The following is a 20197-nucleotide window of genomic DNA, read 5'->3' as shown; positions in this document are numbered from 1 at the left end:
GTCACCTCCTTCAGATTATGGAACAACGTACCAATCTTGGATTACGTTCGCGTTTCCGGCCGGGGTCGCACAAACGTGCCGGCGCTCTCGTGTGCCAAGAGAGCCGCGCGGTTCACAATCGTGGGTGCGCCAAGGCCCACAAGAACTGATGCGCAACGTGCCGCGATCAGCCGCCGGAGTCGGTGTTCCGACTGCTCGGAATACCAAGCGATGTGATTTGTGAGGGTGACCCGTGGCGCCGTGAGCAGGGGGTCACCATGCGGCGGCTCACTCTCGAGAACGTCAAGGGCTGCGCCCGCGATCCGACTCTCGGTCAATGCGGCGACGAGCGCCTCGCTGTCGATCAGCCCACCTCGCGAGACGTTGACGATGTGCGCGCCGGGCGACATGCGCTCGAGCGCCGCTGCGTCGATAATGTGCCGAGTGGTCTCAGTCAGGGGGCAGTGCAGGCTGATGACGTCACCCATGGCGATTGAGTCATCGAAGCTCACAAGCTCGGCCCCATCCACAGCTTCGGCGAAGGGGTCGTATGCCACGATGCGCCCGAAAAAGGGCGCCATCAGGCGGATCACTTCCCGACCAATTCGCCCGACGCCGATGAGCGCGAGAGTCGCCGTCGAAAGCGCGCCAATCGGCCGCAACTCACTCCAGTCGCTCCACTGCCCGCTCCTCACGAGCAGATCGGCCTCGCGGATGCGGCGAACTGACCCGAGGATAAGCGCCGCCGCGTGCGTCGCTACCTCTTCTTCGCAATAGTCGGGAACGTTGACAACAGAGATACCTCGAGCGGCGGCGGCATCGAGATCGATCGTGTCCACGCCGACGCCGTAGCGTCCGATGACGCGCCAACTCGGGTTCGCGTCGAGCTCTGCTGATCCGATCGTGGCGTACTGCACGAGCACACCATCTGCACTCACCGAGGTTAATCGAGCGTCAACGACCGCGATATCGTGCTCCGCCGCGGCGGCGCTCTCGAGCGCAATGTCGCCGTACGAACTGTCGAGCACTGCAAGAGTGAGCATGACGGGTTTCCTTGTCTCAACTTTTGATACACCGTTCCATATTTCGACGACTGCTGTCAATACCCTCGTAGCTTTCGGGATCGCGCAATGTTCACGAGAGTGCCTCGACGTAGGGTGATCGGGTGAGCAACCTTGAGGTCGAGCCCGACGAGCTCGTGGCCGACGCGCAGCCTGCCGCGAGCATCCAGGTGCTCGAGCCGCGCGAGGTTCCGCTCGGCGGGCCGCGCGCCATGACGGTGCGCCGCACCCTGCCGCAGCGTGCCCGCAGCCTCATTGGCGCCTGGTGCTTCGTCGACCACTACGGGACCGACGATGTGGCCGACACGGGCGGCATGACGGTGCCGCCGCATCCGCACACGGGCCTGCAGACGGTGAGCTGGCTGTTCGAGGGCGAGGTCGAGCACCGCGACTCGAGTGGCGCGCACGCGATGGTGCGGCCCGGCGAGGTCAACCTCATGACGGCAGGCAGCGGCATTCAACACTCCGAAGTGTCGACACCGGCCACGAAGCGCCTGCATGGCGCGCAGCTCTGGGTCGCCCTGCCCGACCGCGACCGGCACGTCGCGCCGTTTTTCGAGCACGCCGAGCCCGCACCCATCACCGTCGGTGATGCGACGCTGCGAGTCTTCGTCGGCGAGCTGGCCGGCTCGGCGCCGAGCCCCGTGCGCACCTTCACCGCACTCGTGGGTGCGCAGCTCGACCTGCCTGCCGGGGCGAGCATCGACCTGCCTGTCGACCCGCGCTTCGAGCACGGACTTCTCGTGGATGCTGGCACGGCGCTGCTCGACGACACCGAGGTGCCCCGCGACCACCTCGGCTACCGCGCGCCGGGCAGCGGCAGGCTGCGCATCACCGCGGGCGACGCTCCCCTGCGGGCGCTGCTGCTGGGCGGCGAGCCGCTCGGCGAGCCCATCGTCATGTGGTGGAACTTCATCGGCCGCGACCACGACGAGATCGTCGCGTTTCGCGAGCAGTGGCAGGGCGAGGTCATCGACGGCGCCGACCCTGATGGGCGGTTCGGGCGGGTCGAAGGCTGGCCGGGCTCGGCCTTGCCTGCCCCTGCGCTGCCCACCGTGAGGTTGAAGCCCCGGGACTAGGCCGAGGTATCTATCGACCCGGTATCGACGGCCCCCGACTCGTCGGCCTCGTCGTCGTCGGTCGCCTCAGCGTCGCCTTCTTCGAGGGCGGCAGGCAACCGGCGGTCTTCGGGCAGAGCGAGCGCGTGCCACGAGAATCGGTCGGCGAGGCGTTCGCAGGCCTGCACGGAGCGCACGCTGTTGCCCTTCTCGTCGAGCAGCGGGCTGTAGAGGCCGAGGCCGAACTGAGCGGGGCTCGCCGTGATGATGCCCCCTGCGACGCCACTCTTCGCGGGGCTGCCGACCCGCAGCATCCACTCGCCCGAGGCGTCGTACATGCCGCACGTCACCATGATGGTCAGCACGTGCCGCGCGACCTCGCTCGAGAACACGCGGTCGCCGTTGACCGGGTTGCGGCCTCCGGCGGCGAGCGTCGCCGCCATGACCGCGAGGTCTCCCGCGGTGACGAGCACGGCGCACTGCCGCAAGTAGACCTCGAGGGTCTCGTCGACGTCTGCCGTCATCGAGCCGGCGCTGCGCATGAAGTAGGCGAGTGCTCGATTGCGGTCGGCGGTCGCGAGTTCTTCTTCGTAGACCTTCTCGTCGACCTCGAGCTCGCGCCCCGCGCACGCAGACAGCACCCCGAGGATGCGCTCGAACCGCGCGTCGGCCGAGTCGGCCTTGACGAGCGAGCACGTGACGATCGCCCCGGCGTTGATCATCGGGTTGTCGGGCCTGCCGGTGCCTTCTTCGAGGCTCACGGCGTTGAACGATTCGCCGCTCGGCTCGACGCCAACGTGCTGCAGCACGCCATCGAGACCGCGGTCGACGAGCGCGAGAGCCAGCGTGAAGACCTTCGAGATCGACTGCACCGTGAAGGCGACATCGTGGTCACCAGCCGCCGCGAAGCCGCCGTCGGGCGTGCACACAGCCAGGCCGAACTGGCGCGGGTCGACCTCGGCGAGTGGCGGAATGTAGTCGGGCAGCTCGCCGTCGTCGACCTCGAGCAGCTCGTCGTGCACGGTCTGCAACGCGTCGCCCACCGACGCGGGCAGATCATGCAGCATGGTTGCCGCCCCTACTCGTGCGGGTCGGCGCCGAGCTTCTCGAGTCGGGCGCGCTCTTCGGCCTCGATCTGCGAGTAGGTCTGGCGCTCGGCCCGGTCGGCGCGGATGATCGCGCGCATGGCGAACCAGAAGATGAGTCCGAGCAGGATCGTCGGGGTCACCGAGAAGATCGCATTGCCCCAGAAGTCTTCAGGCATGGCACCACCCTACGACCACTCGACTGCACGCGTGTCGAGTGCGGGCAAGCTGGGCCTACTCAGAGCGTCGGCGCTGCAGCAGTGCGAGCACGAGCACGATGAGCGCGAGCGTCGCCGCGGCCCCCACCACGAGCGGGGCGAGCAGGTAGGTGTCGGCGAGGGGCGCGAGCGCAGCATCCGTCGACACGGTCTCGTCGTCGAGAGATTCGGTCGGCAGTTGCGGCCCCTCGAGTGACTCGTCGAGGTTCGACGCGTTGCGCACGGTGACGTCGCCGACGGCGGTCGAGAGGCGTCCGTTGCCGAGAGTCACGATGACGCAGTAGACGCCGTCGGCGACGGCGGCACTCGGGATGCTCGCCACGAAGCCGCCCGCAGCGTCGACCACGGCGTCGCGCTCGAGCACGGGAGCCGCGCAGTCGCCGAAGGTCTGCGGCGCGAGCGCGACGGCGATCTCGGCAGAGGCGTCACCGTCGGCGGTGCCTGTGACGTCGAACAGCCCGCTGACGGTCGTGCCTGAAACGGGGCTCGTGATGCGCAGCGACTGAGCAGCGAGGCTCGGGCTGGCGACGAGCAGGCCTGCGAGGGCGAGCACGGGCACGAGGGCGCCGAGAACGCGGAGTCGGTGAGACAGCATGGGGGTTGCCGTTCGGGTCAGGCGATCGACGCCGACCGTCGGGGTGGCAGGCGTCGTGATTCGGGTGCCCTCAGGCTAGGCCGGGGCCAGCGACGCGCACAGACCCCCCTTAGGGGGTAGACGGCGAGAGAATCTCAGCCCTTGGCGAGAATGCCGACGATGCCCGAGATGAGCAGGTAGGCGCCGATGCCGCCGACGACCAGCCAGAGCGCGAGTCGGTTCATGCTCGGGCCCGTCTTCTTCTCGTCGTCGCCCGGCAGCTTGAGCTCGTCGTCGCGGTTGAAGACCATGTCGCGACCCTACTTCACCAGCGGAAAGAGAATGGTCTCGCGAATGCCGAGACCCGTGAGCGCCATGAGCAGGCGGTCGATGCCCATGCCCATGCCGCCGCTCGGGGGCATGCCGTGCTCGAGCGCGGTGAGGAACGCCTCGTCGAGTTGCATCGCCTCGAGGTCGCCGCCCGCGGCGAGCGCCGCCTGCGCGACGAACCGCTCGCGCTGCACGACCGGGTCGACGAGCTCAGAGTAGGCGGTGGCGAGTTCGAAGCCGCGCACGTAGAGATCCCACTTCTCGACGACGCCCGCGATGCTGCGGTGCTCGCGCACGAGCGGGCTCGTGTCGACGGGGAAGTCCATGACGAAGGTCGGGCGCACGAGGTCGCCCTTCACGAAGTGCTCCCACAACTCTTCGACGTACTTGCCGGGCAGCGGGTGCTCGATCTCGATGTCGACCGCATCCGCCAGCTTCTTGAGCTCGGCCATGGAGGTCTGGGGCGTGATCTCGACCCCGGCCGCGCCGCTGAGGCTCGTGTACATGCTCAGGCGATCCCACTCGCCGCCAAGGTCGTACTCGGTGCCGTCGGCCCACGTCACGACGTGCGAGCCCGAGACGGCGAGCGCCGCGTTCTGAATCATCTCTTGCGTCAGATCGGCCATCTGGTGGTAGTCGCCGTAGGCCTGGTAGGCCTCCAGCATCGCGAACTCGGGGCTGTGGGTCGAGTCGGCGCCCTCGTTGCGAAAGTTGCGGTTGATCTCGTAGACCCGCTCGATGCCGCCGACGACGGCGCGCTTGAGAAACAGTTCGGGCGCGATGCGCAGAAACAGCTCGGTGTCGAAGGCGTTCGAGTGGGTGACGAAGGGGCGAGCGGATGCTCCACCGTGCATCGTCTGCAGCATCGGCGTCTCGACCTCGAGATAGCCGTGGCTCGCGAACGTGCTGCGCAGACTCGCGACGGCCGCGGCCCGGGCGCGCACGGTCTGACGCGCCTGCTCGCGCACGATCAGGTCGAGGTAGCGCTGGCGCACGCGCGTCTCGTCGTTGAGCTCGCTGTGCAGGTTCGGCAGCGGCAGAATCGCCTTCGCCGCGATCGCCCAGCTCGACACCATGACGCTGAGCTCACCACGCTTGCTCGTGATGACCTCGCCCTCGACGAAGACGTGGTCGCCGAGGTCGACGAACTCTTTCCAGCGGTCGAGCGACGTCTCGCCCACTTCGGCGAGACTCACCATCACCTGCAGGCGGCTGCCCTCGCCTGACTGCAAGGTCGCGAAGCAGAGCTTGCCGGTGTTGCGGCTGAAGACGACACGGCCCGCCAGAGCAACCCGCTCACCCGTGGTGGTGTCGACATCGAGGTCGGGGAACCGCTCGCGAACATCCGGAATCGTCGTGGTCACCTCGAGGCCGACCGCGTAAGGGTCGATGCCGGCATCGAGCATGCGCTGCCGCTTGTCGAGACGCACCTGCTTCTGCTCGGCGATCTCCTCGATCGTCGGCTCGGCGGCGTGCTCGGCAGGTGCGGCAGTGTTCTCGGTCATCAGGCTCCTCGGTTCAGCGTTTCAGCCTATGTGCAGCAGCTCAGTGTCGATGAGCCGCGTCTCGCCGACCCGTGCGGCGATGAGCGCTCGCGCGGGCCCGCGGTGGTCGTCGTCGACGGGCTGGAACGTGTCGGGCCGCACGACGGCGAAGTAGTCGAGCTCGACGCCGTCGGCCCCCATGATGACGCCTTGGGCGGCGGCGATCACGGCGTCGATGCCGCGGTCGGCGGCCGACTGCGCCGCTTCGAGCGCGTCGGGAATCGCCCGCGCCGCCCGGCGCTGCCGCTCGCCCAGAAACTGGTTGCGGCTCGAGAGCGCGAGACCGTCATCGGCGCGCACGGTCTCGACGACCTCGATGCGGGTGCGAATGTCGAGGTCGCGCACCATGCGCTGCACGAGGTAGACCTGCTGCGCGTCTTTCTCGCCGAAGAGGGCGAGGTGCGGCTGCACGATGCCGAGCAGTTTCGCCACCACAGTGAGCATGCCGTCGAAGTGCCCGGGGCGCGAGCGGCCCTCGAAGCGCTCGCCCGCCGCGCCCGCCGCTACGTGAATCTGCACCGCACCCGAGGGGTACATCTCGTCGACGGCGGGGGCGAAGACGGCGGTGACGCCGTGCCCGATGAGGGCATCCCGATCGGCGTCGAGGTCGCGAGGGTACTTGTCGAAGTCTTCGCTGGGCCCGAACTGCATCGGGTTGACGAAGATCGAGACGATCACGATGTCGGCAACCTCGCGCGCGCGCTCGACGAGGGCGAGATGGCCGTCGTGCAGCGAGCCCATGGTCGGCACGAGAGCGATGGTCGACCCGGCGTCGCGGGCAGCATCGAGCCGAGACCGCAGACCGGCGATGGTCGTCTCGACGGCGGGAGGAGCAGAGGCGGTCACCGGTCGATGCTATCGACGGTCGCGCTCTGCAGCGCATTCTCGACGGCCGAGCGCACCACGGCGCCGAGCACGCGCCCGGGCTGCTCGACTCCGATCGCGCGCAGAGCCTCGACCGACTGGCCGACGATCGCGGTCGAGAACTGCGAGGCGGCCGAGACGGCTTCGGCGTACGCGGCGCGGTCGTGCTCGTCAATGACGATCGGCTCGGCACCCATCTCGACGACGAGCGCCTGAGCGATGGGCAGCACGGGCGTCGGTGCCGTCACCGCGCACCACGCGTCGCGGAGGCGGGCCAGGTCGACGCTCGTGCCGGTGAACGCGAGGGCCGGATGCACCGCCAGCGGTATCGCACCCGCAGCCCGCGCGGGGTCGAGCACCGCCACGCCGAAGGCGGCCGCGGTGTGCAGCACGAGCTGGCCCGGCTGCCACGCCCCGAGGGCCGCGAGGCCCGCGACGAGATCGCTCAACTGGTCGTCGGGCACCGCGATGATGACGAGCTCGCTGCGTTCGACGATGCTCGGCACCTCGAGCACGGGCACCCCCGGCAGCATGCTCTCGACGCGATCGCGCTCGTCGTCGGTGGCGGCCGAGATGCCGACGAGCGCGTGCCCGGCGCCCGCGAGGGCTGCGCCGAGCACGGGTCCTACGCGACCCGCGCCGATGATGCCGACGCCGAGCCGGCCGTCGCGCGCGCTCATCACGAGCGCCAGCGGTGTGTGCGGTCGGTGTCAGCGCTCGCGATGGCTGCATCGAGCACGGTGTCGAAGAAGGTCATCGCGTCGGTGCGGTCGAGGGCGCCGAGAGTGGGCGAAATGGGCCCGGCCACAGTGTGGGCGTGTACGTCGGCGAGCCGCAACGAGCGCAGCAGTGGGCCCTGGTTGACCGACACCGACTGCAGGCGGGCGAAGGGCACGATGGTGAGCCCGCGCCAGATCGCACCCGTGCGCAGCAGAACGGCGGCCGGCGTGAGCGCGAAGCCGTTGCGTCGCCGCGAGAACCAGCGCATCGCGCGCGCTCGCGGTGGCGAGATCGTGAAGCCTCCCTCGTCACCCGAGCCGAGCAGGCCGAGCTCGAGCGTCGCCCGCGCCTCGTCGGTAGCCACGTCGGGCAGCAGCAGGCCCAGCACGGCGCGCACGTCGTCGAGGTTGCCGACAGGCAAGATCGTCGTCTGCTGCTGGCCGGCCGCGCCGTTCTGCGATGAGCGAGAGGCGCGGTTGACGGCGATCTGCCACCAGCCAGCGGGCCGCCACAGCAGCGGCTGACTGACCCGCACCGAGTGGATGCGCCCGGGCGGCAGGGTCTCGTTGGTCGTCGAGAGCAGGCCGAAGCCCACGCGCACGCCGTCGGGGGTCGAGGCGATCGAGTAGCGCAGCGACCGCGTGATGCGCGCGATCGCGAAGCCGCCGAGACCGATGAGCGTCGGGAACATCGCGAACAGCAAGAACAGCTCGCCCGTGATACCGACGAAGATCGCAAGGCCGATCATGAGCCCGACGAGGATGATCGTGGTCTCGCTCAGCAGCGTGGAGCCGATCAGTCGCCCGGGGTTCATGCGCACGACCGACTCGGGTGCGGTCAGTTCGACGTCGAGCTCGGGGGCGAGCAGTTCTGAGACGCGTGCGTCGAGCATCCCGCTCGGCGTCGTGCCCTCCGCGCTGTCGACGGCGGCCTCGCGGCGGGCCCCTGAGGCGAGCAGCAGAATGTCGCGGCGCAGGGCGTCGGCGTCGCGACCTCGCAGGTAGGCGAGTTGCACGTTGGCGTCGTTGCCGGCCGATGAAACTTCGAGCTTGGCTGCGCCGAACAGGCGGGGGATGAACGGACGACCGATGTTGATGCCCTGAATGCGGTCGAGCCGGCCCTTGCGGTTCGTGCGAAAGACGATGCCCGAGCGCACTTCGACGACCTCGTCGGTGATGCGGAAGGTGTGCATGCGCCACGACAGCCAGAACCCGGCGACGATGAGCAGCAGCACGCCGAGCCCGACGAACAGCGCCACGATAATGAGCTCTTCGCGCACGATGAAGTCGATCGCGTCAGACTCGAGGTCGCCGCCCGGAGGGCCGGGAATGAAGATGTCGTCGCCGCCGCCGAAGAACAGTTCGATGAACCGGTCGCGCAGGTTGACGATGAGTACGCCGATGATGGCGATGAACGCGAGCCCGCCGCGGAACAGCGGCGTCGCGGGGTGTAGCCGGTGCCACTCACCGTCGGCGTAGTCGGTCGCGAGGGCGGATGCTGGCACGGTCGTCGGCGCCGGTGCCGCGTCGCCCTGCTGCGGGTCGGCGGGCCGCTCGGGCTGCGACTCTGCCTGCGACTCCGGCTCGATCGTGCTCACAGCCCTGCCCGGCGGGTCTCGGCGACCGCCACGAGGTGGTCGCGCAGCTGCTCGGCGGTCTCGAAGGGCAGACCGGGAATGGTCACGCCGCTCGACGCCGCCGCCGTGACGAACTTGAGCTCGGCGAGCCCGAAGGCGCGCACGAGCGGCCCGCGGTTGATGTCGACGAGCTGCATGCGCCCGTAGGGCACCGAGACGAAGCGTTGAAACATGATGCCGCGGCGAAAGAGCAGGTCGTCGTCGCGCAGCAGGTAGCCGATGGCGCGAACGCGTCGCGGCGTGAGCGCGAGGGTGAGCAGGAAGATCGCCCCGAGCGCCGCCCCGATGAACCAGCCCTCTTGCCAGCCGAGCCAGAACGGTAGGAAGCCGGCGGCCGTGACGATGGCACCGAAGATGAGCGTCGAGATCATGTCGACGGTGATGTATTTCGGCGACACCCGCTGCCACTCGGTCTCGGGCCGCTCGAGTCGGTGCGGTTCGGGGGTCGTGGTCATGCTGACTCCTGCGTGAGTTCGTCGGTCGGCTCGTCGGGCGGCAGTGAGCACCAGTGCTCGGCCACGAGGGCGGCGGCCACGAGAGCCACCGCGGCCACCAGCGTCGCCCCCGCGGTCAGCGACGAGCCTAACGGCACGACGGCTCGGCTGAGCAGATAGATGAGGATGCCCGCCGCGGCCCCCGCGAGCAGCGCACCCGCGAGCGCGCTCGCCTTGGCGAGCACGACCACGCGGGTGGCGAAGAAAGGGTCGATGCGGCGCTCGCCTTTGGCGGCGCTGCGCACGGGCCACGCGAAGGCGACGAGCAGCACGGCGATGAGTGCGAGAGCCACGGCAAGCGACACGGGCGGCACGAGCACGGCGACGCCGCGCATCGCGAGCACGATGTTCACGAGGTAGAGCGCGGCGAGTCCGGCGAGCGCCGCGATGAGCAGCGCTAGCGGTTGCGTGCGGCTCACGGGGCGGCCTCGGGGTTCGGCATCTCACGCAGCCGGGCGAGCAGCGCCGCAATCGGACCGTGGTGGGGCAGCTCGGCGTCAGGCTGCACTTCGAGCCAGGGCGCGAGCACAAAGTCGCGCTCGTGCGCACGCGGGTGCGGAACCTGCAGCACCTCCGAGTCGATCTCTAGCGCGTCGAGCGCGATGAGGTCGAGGTCGAGAGTGCGGTCGCCCCATCGTTCGTCGCGCTCGCGACCGTTGGCCGTCTCGATCGCGCGCATGGCGTCGAGCAGTGTGTAGGGGTCGAGCCGCGTCTGCAGCAGGGCGACGCCGTTGAGGTATGCCGGCCGGTCGGGGTCGAGCCCGTCGACCGTCAAAGCCACCGTGCCATGCCACGACGAGACGGCGAGGATGCTCGAGTCGGGCAACGCGTCGAGCGCAGTCACCGCGTGCTCGAGCGTCGCCTGCCGGTCGCCGAGGTTGCTGCCGAGTGCGATGACGGCGGTTGCGGCATGGGCATGCGTCACGGCCGGCCTCGCACGATCGTGACGCTCACGTCGTCGAAGGGCACGGGTATCGGTGCTTGCGGCTTGTGCACAGTCACCTCGACCTCGTGCACTGCGGGGTACCCCAGCGCGATGGCCGCCACCCGCTCGGCAACCGTCTCGATGAGGTCGACGGGGTCGGTCTCGACGGCCTCGACCACCGCGACTGCGAGCTCGCCGTAGTGCACAGTATCGGCGACGTCGTCGCTCGAGGCGGCACGGGCGAGGTCGAGCGTCACGCGCACGTCGATGATGAAGTCTTGCCCGTCGCGGCGCTCGTGCTCGAAGACGCCGTGGTGCCCCCGCGCCCGCAGGCCCGTCAGAGTGATGGCATCGCGCGGCACACTCACGGCGCACCCCCGCCCCAGCCGCTGCGCCAAGCCTCGACCACATCGAGTGCGCGGGCGCTCGAGCGCACGTCGTGCACGCGTAGAGCATCCACCCCCGCGACCGCAGCGAGCGCGCCGATGACCGCCGTCGGCAGGTCGCGCTCGTCGAGAGGCGCGTCATCGGGCAGCAGCGCGCCAATGAAACGCTTGCGCGAGGCGCCCACCAGCACGCGCGCGCCGAGCACGTCGAGCTCGGCGAGGTGCGCGAGCAGCTGCCAGTTGTGCTCGGGGTGCTTCGCGAACCCCAGCCCCGGGTCGACCCACAGGCGGCGCGGCGCGATGCCCGCCTCGAGCAGGGCGTCGAGCCGCGCGCGCAGCTCGTCACGCACATCGTGGGGGGCCCACTCATAGGTGCTCACGGCATCCCACTGATCGCTGGGCCCTCGCCAGTGCATCGCCACGAACTCGACCTCGAGCTCGGCGACGAGAGCCGCCATGTCGGGGTCGTGCAGCCCGCCGCTCACGTCGTTGACGATGACGGCACCGGCATCCACCGCAGCGGCTGCGGTCGCGGCGTGCATGGTGTCGATCGACACGCGGATGCCCTCCGCAGCGAGCGCCGCCACCACGGGCACCACGCGCTCGCGTTCGACCTTCGGCGCCACGGGCTCGGCACCCGGCCGGGTCGACTCGCCGCCGATGTCGATGACGGAGGCGCCCTCAGCCACCAGGTGCAGCCCCTGTGCGACGGCGGCATCGACCTCGACGAAGCGCCCGCCGTCGCTGAACGAGTCGGGCGTGACGTTCAGAATGCCCCACAGCTGCGGGCGCACGTGGGCGGCGCCCCCGGCCAGGCTCATCAGCCGCGCCCGCCGATGAGGGCCATCACCTCGGCGCGGCGCACCGGGTCGGCGAGGGCTCCGCTCGAGGCGACCGTCACGGTCGTGCTCTCGGCCTGCCGCGGGCCCCGGGCGCCGACGCAGCCGTGCCGCGCATCGATGACGACGAGCACGCCGTGCGGGGCGAGCCCAGTGTCGAGCGCCGCGACGACGTCTTCGCCGAGGCGCTCTTGCAGCTGCGGACGCGAGGCGACTGTCTCGACGACGCGCGCGATGCGGCCGATGCCGACGAGCCGCTCGGCGGGCAGGTAGGCGACGTGCGCGACTCCGGTGAAGGGCAGCAGGTGGTGCTCGCAGATCGAGCGCAGCGCGATGTCGCGCAACAGAACGAGCTCGCCGCGCTCGCCCGGGTCGGTCTGCATCTCGACTTCGTCGCTCAGCAGCGGCACGGGGTCGACGCCGACGCCGGCGAAGAACTCGGTGTACGACTCGGCGACCCGCTGCGGGGTCGTGAGTAGGCCGGGGCGCTGCGCATCCTCACCGATCGCGGCCAGAATCTCGGCGACGGCCGCCTCGATGCGTGCTCGGTCGATCGGGGGCATGCCAGGCTCAGTCGTCGCGACCGGCGGAGTCGTGAGTCGGAGCGGCGTCGTGCTGCGCGGCAGGCGACGGGCTGCCGTGCGCGGTGCTCGCCAGGGCCCCCGCATCGACGGGCGCCTTGCTGGGCATCGGCACGGGCGGCAGGTCGGGCAGCGGCCGGTCGACGCTCGAGAGCCACTGCGGTCGCTCGGGCAGCTTCTTGACCTCGGCGAAGAGCTCGGCGAGCTGCAGGTGGTCGAGCGTCTCTTTCTCAAGCAGCTCGCTCGCGAGTCGGTCGAGAATGTCGCGGTTGTCGTTGATGACCTCCCACGCCTCGTCGTGCGCCTGGTCGATGAGCGCCCGCACTTCGGCGTCGACGTTCTCGGCGACGCTCTCGCTGTAGTCGCGCTGGTGCCCCATGTCGCGGCCCAAGAACACTTCGCCGCTCGACGAGCCGAGCTTGATGGCGCCGACCGTCGCACTCATGCCGTACTCGGTCACCATGCGGCGCGCGATCGACGTGGCTTTCTCAATGTCGTTCGAGGCCCCGGTGGTGGGGTCGTGAAAGACGATCTCTTCGGCAACGCGGCCGCCCATCGCGTAGGCGAGCTGGTCGAGCAACTCGTTGCGGGTCACCGAGTACTTGTCGTCGATCGGCAGCACCATCGTGTAGCCGAGCGCCCGCCCGCGCGGAAGAATCGTGACCTTTGTGACGGGGTCGGTGTGTCGCATGGCCGCCGCCGCGAGCGCGTGGCCGCCCTCGTGGTACGCAGTGATGAGCTTCTCGTGGTCGCGCATGATGCGCGTGCGGCGCTGCGGGCCGGCCATGACGCGGTCGACAGCCTCGTCGAGGGCTTCGTTGGTGATGCGCTCGCCGTTGACGCGCGCAGTCAGCAGCGCGGCCTCGTTGAGCACGTTGGCGAGGTCGGCACCGGTGTAGCCGGGGGTCTTGCGCGCGAGCACTTCGAGGTCGACGTTCTCGGCCATGGGCTTGCCCTTGGCGTGCACCTGCAGAATCTTCTCGCGGCCCTTCATGTCGGGGGCATCGACCTGAATCTGCCGGTCGAAGCGGCCCGGGCGCAGCAGCGCGGGGTCGAGAATGTCGGGGCGGTTGGTCGCCGCGATCATGATGACGTTGGTATTGGGGTCGAAGCCGTCCATCTCGACGAGCATCTGGTTGAGCGTCTGCTCGCGCTCGTCGTGGCCGCCGCCCATGCCGGCGCCGCGATGGCGGCCGACGGCGTCGATCTCGTCGACGAAGATGATCGCCGGCGAGTTCTCTTTCGCCTGCGTGAAGAGGTCGCGCACGCGGCTCGCGCCGACGCCCACGAACATCTCGACGAAGTCTGAGCCCGAGATCGAGTAGAACGGCACGCCGGCTTCACCCGCGACCGAGCGGGCCAGCAGTGTCTTGCCCGTGCCGGGAGGGCCGTAGAGCAGCACGCCCTTCGGAATGCGCGCACCGACGGCGAGGAACCGCGCCGGGTCTTTCAAGAAGTCTTTGATCTCTTCGAGTTCTTCGATGGCCTCTTCGGCCCCGGCGACGTCGGCGAAGGTGACCTGCGGCGTCTCCTTGCTGACGAGCTTCGCGCGCGACTTGCCGAACTGCATGACCCGGCCGCCGCCGCCCTGCAGGCGCGTGAGCAAGAAGTAGAAGATGATGCCGATGATGAGGAACGGGATGATCAGGCCGAGCAGGCTGACGAAGAAGTTCGATTGCGGAACCTCGTCGGTGAACTCCTCCTCGATGGTCGCCGCGTCGATGGCCGCGACGACAGCGTCGCCGCGGGGGGCGACGTAGTAGAACTGCAGGTTCTGCCCCAGCTCGTCGTCGGGCTCGGCGAGCACGAGGTCGACCCGCTGCTCGCCGTCGACGATCTTGACCGACGTGAAGGTCTCGTCGGCGAGCAGTTCGAGGCCCTGCTGCGTGCTGATGGCGCGAAAGCCGCCGATGCCGCCGAGCAGCGCGAACCCGGCCCAGATGACCAGAGCGCCCACCACGATGAAGGGAAGTGGTCCGCGCAGCAGGCGCTTGGCGGTCATGGGTTCGCGGGCCATCGGGCGCGCACCTTTCTATCGGTGGAACGTGCCTGTCAGGCTATCGCGCGTCGCCAATGCGACCGCTGGATGTTCGCCGCGGGCATAGCGGCGAACCCAGGGCACAGCCGTCGCGGGCGCAGGTCTCGCCCAGCGTCCCCTTGATACCGCCACGACTGCAGGCGTCCGCTCGGCATCCAGGTCGCCGCTGAGGCAGTGTGCCTCCGGCGGCATGTGCCGCGAGAGGCACATTGCGTCAGGAGCAAGACTCCCGCTGAGCGCTGCGAGGCCCGCGTCGTGCGAGTGAGAGCTCTCGACGAACTAGTCCTGGTAGACGTGGGGGGCGAGCACGCCGACCGCGCGCAGGTTGCGGTACTTCTCCGCGTAGTCGAGCCCGTACCCGACGACGAAGGCGGGCGGAATGTCGAAGCCCACGTATTCGACGTCGACCTCGACCTTCGCCGCCTCGGGCTTGCGCAGCAGGGCGAGAATCTTGACGCTGTTCGCGCCGCGCGACTCGAGGTTGGCGCGCAGCCACGAGAGCGTGAGCCCCGAGTCGATGATGTCTTCGACGATGAGCACGTCGCGGCCGGCGATCTCGGTGTCAAGGTCTTTGAGAATGCGCACGACGCCGCTCGACTGCGTGCTCGCGCCGTAGCTGGAGACGGCCATCCAGTCCATCTCGACGTGCACGGCGAGCTCGCGCGCGAAGTCGGCCATGACCATGACGGCGCCCTTGAGCACGCCGACCAGCAGGGGAGGCGTGTCGCCGTAGTCGGCCTCGACCCGGCGCGCGAGCTCGGCGAGCTTGGCGTGAATCTCGTGCTCGGTGATGAGCACCTCGGTCAGGTCAGAGCGGATGTCTTCGACGTCCACGGAGTTCTCCTTCGGCGGTTCAGGGGCGGTCGGGTTCGTGGTCGTCGGGCTCGCGATAGTCCGGCAGGTGTTCGTTCTCGAGGGCCAGCGAAAAGACGATGCGGGCTCCCGTGCGCTCCACCCTAACGCCGGGCAGGTGCACCGGCCCTTGCCCGTGCCAGTCGGTCACGAGCCGCGCGACCTCGAGGGTCTGCGCCCGCGAGATCGACACACCGAACTGCCCGCGGGCGATGAGCCTGATCAGGCGGTGCCGGATCGCCGCGGGGTTCGCGGCGAGGCCGGCGACCGAGAGCGAGCATCCCCCCTCGGCCAGTTCGGTGAGGTCTTCGGCCACTTCGTCGACCAGATGATCGAGGGCCTCGGCGTCTTCGCGGGCGATCGCGGCGGTGCGGGCGAGCGCCTCGATGATTCCCTCGTCGAGCTGGTCTTCGAGCAGCGGAAGAATCGTGCGCCGCACTCGAACGCGTGCGAAGCGGGTGTCGTCGTTGTGCGGGTCGTGCCACGGCTCGAGGTACTGGTCGTCGCAGGCCTGCTGCAAGGTGTGCCGGCGCACGCCGAGCAACGGTCGGCGGTAGAGGTCGTCTGCCACGGCGGCCATGCCCGCGATGCTCAGCGTGCCGCTGCCGCGCGCCAGCCCGAGCAGCACGGTTTCAGCCTGGTCGTCGAGCGAGTGCCCGAGCAGCACGGCGATCGCGCCCCACTCGCGCACGCACCGCTCGAAGGCCGCATACCGGGCGTCTCGTGCCGCGGCTTCGGGGCCGCCCGCCCCGATGACGTCGACGCGCTCGATGCGCACGGGCTCCAAGCCGAGGTCACGGGCAGCCTGTGCAGCCGCCTGCGCGACCGCGGCCGACTCGGCCTGCAGGCCGTGGTCGACAATGACGGCGCCGGCGCGCAGCCCTAGTCGTGGAGCCTCGAACGCGGTCGCCGCGGCGAGGGCCATCGAGTCGGGCCCGCCGCTGAGCGCGACGAGCACGAGGGGTCGCGATTCCGCCGAGCCCGAGTGACCCGCGGTGAGCTCGGCGAGGCTGTCACGTACCGCGCGGCGCACGTCGGCGACCGCGGGGGTGAGCCGCGGTCTACGCTCTGAGGCCGCGGGCAGTGAGGGGGGCATCCACTAAGGTTAGAGCCGGTCTCGCGCGCGTGACCCTGCCGATTTTCCGCTGATTCTCATCGTCGAAGGAGCACCCCCGTGGGCGCCTACCCCGTCATCATCGAAGTGCCCAAGGGCAGCCGCAACAAGTACGAGATCGACCACGAGACTGGTCGCGTCATGCTCGACCGCGTGCTCTTCACCTCGTTCGTCTACCCGACCGACTACGGCTTCTTCGAGAACACCCTCGGACTCGACGGCGACCCGGTCGACGCGCTCGTGCTCACCGAGTACCCGCTCTTTCCGGGCGTGGGCCTCGACGTGCGCCCCGTCGGCGTCTTCAAGATGACCGACGACGGCGGCAGCGACGCCAAGGTCGTCTGCGTCATGGCGAAAGACCCGCGCTGGTCGCACATTCAAGACGTCGGCGACGTGTCGGAGTTCACGAAGAAAGAGATCGAGCACTTCTTCGAGCACTACAAAGACCTCGAGCCCGGCAAGTGGGTCAAGACCGAGGGCTGGGGCGACGCCGCCGAGGCCGAGGCGATCATTCAGGCCGGCATCGCGGCCTACGTGCCGCCCGCTGGCCACTAGCCTCGCTCAGGCGCTGGGGCGCGCGACGACCGGAATGCGGTCGTAGTTGCGCACCGTCACGATGCGCACGGGCTTGCCCGGCGATGGCGCTTCGAGCATCTGGCCGCCGCCGATGTAGATCGCCACGTGGTACTTCGAGCCCGAGGCCGAGCCGCCGTAGCTGTAGAAGATGAGGTCGCCGGGCTGCGCCTGCGCGTAGGGCAGCAGCTGGCCCCGCGTCGCTGCGCGGTTGTACTGCGCCGAGACCGAGTGCCCTCCGATCGCGAGGCCCGCGGCCGAGTAGGCCATCATCGTGAGCCCTGAGCAGTCCCACGCGTTCGGGCCGCTGCCGCCGAACAGGTACGGCTCGCCGAGCTGAGCGCGCGCGAACGCAATCGCCGCGTTGACGACGGCTGCATTCGGCGGGCCGACGGATGCTGGCGGCGGGCTCGCGGGCGTACTCGGTGAGGGGGCAGGGGCACTGGGGCTCGGCGCCGGGGGCGGCGGGCTGCTCGGTGAGGGCGCCGGGTTGGGCGCGCTCGGGCTTGGCGCGGGGGCGCCCGGTGCGGGGCTGCTCGGGCTCGGGTTCGGCGCGGGCGCGCCGCTTCCGCCAGAACCGTCGCCGCCTGCACCGCCACCCCCTGAACCGCCGAGCGAGTCGAGGTACTCACGCTCAAGGGCCGCACTGCGCCCGGTGAGCGTTGCGAGCTGTGCTGACAGCTCGCCCAGCGCGGCTTCTTGCGCGGCCACGCGTGCTTCGGCCTGCTGTGCTGCGGTGTTTGCCTCCGCGAGCGCCTGCTCGGCCTCACCCGCGAGGGCCGCTCGTTCGCCGCGAGCGAGCTCGGCCTGCTGCGCGAGAGCCGTGGCCGCGTTGCGGTCGAGCGTCGCGAGCGCCATGACGGCGTCGGCGCGAGTGCCGAGGGCGCTCATGGTTCCGAGTCGGTAGAGAAGATCATCCGCCCCGTCGCCGCTCGTCAGCAGCGCCGCAGTGACGTCACCTCCGCCGGCTCGTGACAGTTGGGCGACCACCTGTGCGGCCTGGCGCCCCGTGGTGTCGGCGCGCTCGAGGGCGGCGTCGCGCCGTCGTTCGATCGAGGCGAGCGCGAGGTCGGCGTCGTCGAGGGCGAGTTGCGCGAGCTGCAGCGCTTCACCGCGAGCGAGCGCATCACGGGCGGTCTCGGCGTACTGCTCTTCGAGCCCGCGCACGGTGTCGATGATGCGTGAGATGGCGATCTCGGTCGCTTCGACGTCACCCTTTGCCTGCTCGACCTCATCCCAGGTGGGCGCGCCGGGCGCCGCGACGGCCGTGCGGTGCGACGAGCTGTCGACCCCGAGCGCGAGAACCAGAGCCGTCACCAGGGCGACGACTCCGATGCCGCGACGCCCGAGGCGACGCATCAGAGTCGGCTACCCAATCGAGAGCCCTTTGTTGCGCAAGTAGGGCACGGGGTTGGTGGGCGATCCGCTCTGCCGCACTTCGAAGTGCAGGTGGCAGCCGTTCGAACTGCCGGTCGTTCCGACGCGGGCGATGCTCTGCCCCACGGCGACCGACTGGCCCATGCTCACCAGAATGCCGCCGCTCTGAATGTGCCCGTATGCGGTGGTGATGCCGTCGCCGTGGTTGATGCGCACGTAGTAGCCGTAGCCGCCGTTCCATCCGGCGTATTCGACGGTGCCACCCGCCGCGGCGTACATCACGCGGCCGCAGGGTGCGGCGATGTCGGTGCCCGCGTGGAATCGCACCGTGCCGCTGATGGGGTGCACGCGGTTGCCGTAGTGCGACGAGATCCAGCCGCTGACCGGCACCGTCCAGCCGTTCGCCACCTGACCGGTGCTGAAGCTGCCACCACCTGATTCGGCCTGGCGCGCGGCAACCCCGGCGGCGTAGTCGGCCTCGGTGGCGGCACGATTCTCGACGAGCACCGCCAACTGGGCTTCAAGTCGAGCCTGGTTCTCCTGTTGAGCGACCAAGGCGGCCTGCGCCTCTTCGGCCGCGGCCTGCGCTGCCGCATAGGCGGCCTCGGCCTCGATGCGCAGCTGGTCACGAATCTCTTTGGCGACGTTCGCCTGGTCGGTGAGCGACTGCGCGGCATTCTGGTCTTGCAACGCCGCGGCGTAGATGCCGTCGGCCTGCTCGGTGATCTTGCTCGCGAAACCGAGCCTCGAGAGCAGCGAGTCAGCCTGGCCGGGATTGCTGAAGAGGGCCGCCGAGATGTCGCTGCCGCCCGAACGCGCGAGCTCGGCGACGAACTGGCCGGCGCGCTGGCGCGACTCGTCGGCGCGCGCCTGCGCCTCGTCGGCCTGCAGTTGCAGCTGCTCGGCGTTGTAGGCGGCCTCGTCGAAGGCCAGTTGCGCTTCGTAGTAAAGGTTGCCCGCCTCTTCGGCGATGGCCTGCGTGCGCTCGACTTCGGCTGCGATCGCGGCGATGGCCGCACGAATCTCGCGGATCTTCGCTTGCGCCGCCGCCACATCGCGCCGCGCCTCGAGCACGTCGTTCCACGACGGGTAGTCGACGGCATAGGCGGGCTGCTCTGCGGCGGTGACTGAACCCGTCACGAGCAGAGCGAGCGCCGCGATCGCAGCGGTGAACGCACTGGCGCGACGACGGCGCGGACGTGCCGCAGCATCCCCCGCCGTGCTCGCCGTTGCCGGCGTCGCCGTCGTCATCGTTCCGCTCCCCCAGCGTGCGTGTGACTGCATCGTGCCTATCCGATTCCGGTGCGCTGCTCCAGTCGAAACGCGTTATGTCGCAACTGTCACACCCGCACCATTGAAAACAGTATCAACGGATGCCGCGTTCGGCCAGGCCTCGCACCGCACGCCGCAGAGGGCGCAGCCTGAGTTTCGAGCGCACACCCCTGCGGCGACGCTAACCCGCGGGCAGACGTTCGAGCGGGAGGTCATCCGGTTCGTCGCCGAACGCACTCGACCGGCGGCCGCCGCGCAGTTTGGCAAACTGCGCACCCGACCCGTATGCTTGTGCCTCGGTTGCTCTGCGGCTCGCGCCACCTGGCCCCATCGTTTAGTGGCCTAGGACACCGCCCTTTCACGGCGGCAGCACGGGTTCGAATCCCGTTGGGGTCACCAGCAGCGCACCGCTTACAACTGAATATGTTTGGCCCTGTAGCGCAGTTGGTTAGCGCGCCGCCCTGTCACGGCGGAGGTCGCCGGTTCAAGTCCGGTCAGGGTCGCCACGGCGATGAGCCCTCTCTTCGGAGGGGGCTTGTTCCGTAAGAGGGCCTCCAGGCCTTCTGGCTCTGTAGCTCAGTTGGTAGAGCGCACGACTGAAAATCGTGAGGTCACGGGATCGACGCCCGTCGGAGCCACCACTTCTCTCTCTCTCTCTCGTCAGCATGAGACTCTTG

At 69.5% G+C, this 20197-nt stretch carries 22 protein-coding genes and 3 tRNA genes; 5 read left to right on the top strand and 20 right to left on the bottom strand.

The annotated features are described in order from the left end of the window. Nucleotides 1–41 precede the first annotated feature (41 nt). The gene (locus KL788_RS10050; RefSeq protein ID WP_293170930.1) at nucleotides 42–1022 is read right to left on the bottom strand and encodes a C-terminal binding protein; all 981 of its coding nucleotides are present in this window, start codon (nucleotides 1020–1022) and stop codon (nucleotides 42–44) included. A 122-nt stretch (nucleotides 1023–1144) separates the two neighbouring features. On the opposite strand from KL788_RS10050, the gene KL788_RS10045 reads away from it, so the two are divergent. Continuing rightward, complete coding sequence (locus KL788_RS10045; RefSeq protein WP_293170928.1) at nucleotides 1145–2119, top strand: pirin family protein; 975 nt, start codon at nucleotides 1145–1147, stop codon at nucleotides 2117–2119. Here the strand turns inward: KL788_RS10045 and glsA are convergent. The 17 genes from glsA to tilS form a co-directional block, all read right to left on the bottom strand. Then, nucleotides 2116–3165 carry a glutaminase A gene (gene glsA, locus KL788_RS10040; RefSeq protein ID WP_293170926.1) on the bottom strand — a complete coding sequence of 350 codons (1050 nt, stop codon included), beginning with the start codon at nucleotides 3163–3165 and terminating at the stop codon, nucleotides 2116–2118. The two genes, KL788_RS10045 and glsA, sit on opposite strands and share 4 nt — an antisense overlap. A gap of 11 nt (nucleotides 3166–3176) precedes the next feature. Beyond that, nucleotides 3177–3362, bottom strand: coding sequence for a hypothetical protein (locus tag KL788_RS10035; RefSeq protein ID WP_293170924.1), 186 nt, complete (start codon nucleotides 3360–3362; stop codon nucleotides 3177–3179). Between the two features lie 55 nt (nucleotides 3363–3417). After that, a complete protein-coding gene (locus KL788_RS10030; RefSeq protein ID WP_293170922.1) occupies nucleotides 3418–3996 on the bottom strand; it encodes a hypothetical protein in 579 nt (192 codons plus the stop codon). A gap of 134 nt (nucleotides 3997–4130) precedes the next feature. Next, nucleotides 4131–4286, bottom strand: coding sequence for a hypothetical protein (locus tag KL788_RS10025; protein ID WP_293170920.1), 156 nt, complete (start codon nucleotides 4284–4286; stop codon nucleotides 4131–4133). Between the two features lie 9 nt (nucleotides 4287–4295). Then, nucleotides 4296–5810, bottom strand: a complete 1515-nt coding sequence (gene lysS, locus KL788_RS10020; protein WP_293170918.1) for a lysine--tRNA ligase — start codon at nucleotides 5808–5810, stop codon at nucleotides 4296–4298. A 21-nt stretch (nucleotides 5811–5831) separates the two neighbouring features. Continuing rightward, nucleotides 5832–6695 (bottom strand): pantoate--beta-alanine ligase, encoded by an 864-nt coding sequence (gene panC, locus KL788_RS10015; protein ID WP_293170916.1) that lies wholly within the window; start codon nucleotides 6693–6695, stop codon nucleotides 5832–5834. Further along, nucleotides 6692–7393: a Rossmann-like and DUF2520 domain-containing protein gene (locus KL788_RS10010; RefSeq protein ID WP_293170914.1), complete on the bottom strand. Its 702-nt coding sequence runs from the start codon at nucleotides 7391–7393 to the stop codon at nucleotides 6692–6694. Before KL788_RS10010 ends, panC begins: the two co-directional genes overlap by 4 nt. Then, nucleotides 7393–9030, bottom strand: coding sequence for a PH domain-containing protein (locus KL788_RS10005; protein WP_293170912.1), 1638 nt, complete (start codon nucleotides 9028–9030; stop codon nucleotides 7393–7395). Before KL788_RS10005 ends, KL788_RS10010 begins: the two co-directional genes overlap by 1 nt. After that, complete coding sequence (locus KL788_RS10000; protein ID WP_293170910.1) at nucleotides 9027–9524, bottom strand: PH domain-containing protein; 498 nt, start codon at nucleotides 9522–9524, stop codon at nucleotides 9027–9029. Before KL788_RS10000 ends, KL788_RS10005 begins: the two co-directional genes overlap by 4 nt. Beyond that, nucleotides 9521–9982 (bottom strand): DUF3180 family protein, encoded by a 462-nt coding sequence (locus KL788_RS09995; RefSeq protein ID WP_293170908.1) that lies wholly within the window; start codon nucleotides 9980–9982, stop codon nucleotides 9521–9523. The genes KL788_RS10000 and KL788_RS09995 overlap by 4 nt, the downstream gene beginning before the upstream one ends. Continuing rightward, nucleotides 9979–10488 (bottom strand): 2-amino-4-hydroxy-6-hydroxymethyldihydropteridine diphosphokinase, encoded by a 510-nt coding sequence (gene folK, locus KL788_RS09990; protein WP_293170906.1) that lies wholly within the window; start codon nucleotides 10486–10488, stop codon nucleotides 9979–9981. Before folK ends, KL788_RS09995 begins: the two co-directional genes overlap by 4 nt. Further along, the gene (folB, locus tag KL788_RS09985; protein WP_293170904.1) at nucleotides 10485–10856 is read right to left on the bottom strand and encodes a dihydroneopterin aldolase; all 372 of its coding nucleotides are present in this window, start codon (nucleotides 10854–10856) and stop codon (nucleotides 10485–10487) included. The genes folK and folB overlap by 4 nt, the downstream gene beginning before the upstream one ends. After that, nucleotides 10853–11695 carry a dihydropteroate synthase gene (gene folP, locus KL788_RS09980; RefSeq protein WP_293170902.1) on the bottom strand — a complete coding sequence of 281 codons (843 nt, stop codon included), beginning with the start codon at nucleotides 11693–11695 and terminating at the stop codon, nucleotides 10853–10855. Before folP ends, folB begins: the two co-directional genes overlap by 4 nt. Beyond that, nucleotides 11695–12276, bottom strand: coding sequence for a GTP cyclohydrolase I (folE, locus tag KL788_RS09975; protein ID WP_293170900.1), 582 nt, complete (start codon nucleotides 12274–12276; stop codon nucleotides 11695–11697). The genes folP and folE overlap by 1 nt, the downstream gene beginning before the upstream one ends. 7 nt (nucleotides 12277–12283) lie before the next feature. Beyond that, a complete protein-coding gene (ftsH, locus tag KL788_RS09970) occupies nucleotides 12284–14296 on the bottom strand; it encodes an ATP-dependent zinc metalloprotease FtsH (protein ID WP_293173291.1) in 2013 nt (670 codons plus the stop codon). Nucleotides 14297–14611: 315 nt separating this feature from the next. Next, nucleotides 14612–15166 (bottom strand): hypoxanthine phosphoribosyltransferase, encoded by a 555-nt coding sequence (gene hpt / locus KL788_RS09965; RefSeq protein WP_293170898.1) that lies wholly within the window; start codon nucleotides 15164–15166, stop codon nucleotides 14612–14614. Nucleotides 15167–15185: 19 nt separating this feature from the next. Further along, a complete protein-coding gene (gene tilS, locus KL788_RS09960; protein ID WP_293170896.1) occupies nucleotides 15186–16280 on the bottom strand; it encodes a tRNA lysidine(34) synthetase TilS in 1095 nt (364 codons plus the stop codon). Nucleotides 16281–16358: 78 nt separating this feature from the next. On the opposite strand from tilS, the gene KL788_RS09955 reads away from it, so the two are divergent. After that, a complete protein-coding gene (locus KL788_RS09955; RefSeq protein ID WP_293170894.1) occupies nucleotides 16359–16853 on the top strand; it encodes an inorganic diphosphatase in 495 nt (164 codons plus the stop codon). Nucleotides 16854–16859: 6 nt separating this feature from the next. On the opposite strand, the gene KL788_RS09950 is transcribed toward KL788_RS09955, so the two are convergent. Both KL788_RS09950 and KL788_RS09945 read right to left on the bottom strand, forming a co-directional pair. Next, nucleotides 16860–18230, bottom strand: a complete 1371-nt coding sequence (locus tag KL788_RS09950; protein WP_293170892.1) for an NlpC/P60 family protein — start codon at nucleotides 18228–18230, stop codon at nucleotides 16860–16862. 9 nt (nucleotides 18231–18239) lie between these two features. After that, a complete protein-coding gene (locus tag KL788_RS09945) occupies nucleotides 18240–19499 on the bottom strand; it encodes a peptidoglycan DD-metalloendopeptidase family protein (protein ID WP_293170890.1) in 1260 nt (419 codons plus the stop codon). Nucleotides 19500–19843: 344 nt separating this feature from the next. On the opposite strand from KL788_RS09945, the gene KL788_RS09940 reads away from it, so the two are divergent. From KL788_RS09940 to KL788_RS09930, 3 genes are all read left to right on the top strand, one after another. Next, a tRNA-Glu gene (locus tag KL788_RS09940) sits at nucleotides 19844–19919 on the top strand. A 30-nt stretch (nucleotides 19920–19949) separates the two neighbouring features. Beyond that, a tRNA-Asp gene (locus KL788_RS09935) sits at nucleotides 19950–20026 on the top strand. Nucleotides 20027–20085: 59 nt separating this feature from the next. Then, a tRNA-Phe gene (locus tag KL788_RS09930) sits at nucleotides 20086–20161 on the top strand. Nucleotides 20162–20197: the final 36 nt, after the last annotated feature.

This window comes from Microcella sp. (assembly GCF_019739195.1).
Lineage (GTDB): Bacteria > Actinomycetota > Actinomycetes > Actinomycetales > Microbacteriaceae > Microcella.
This window is presented reverse-complemented; position numbering and strand designations above follow the sequence as displayed.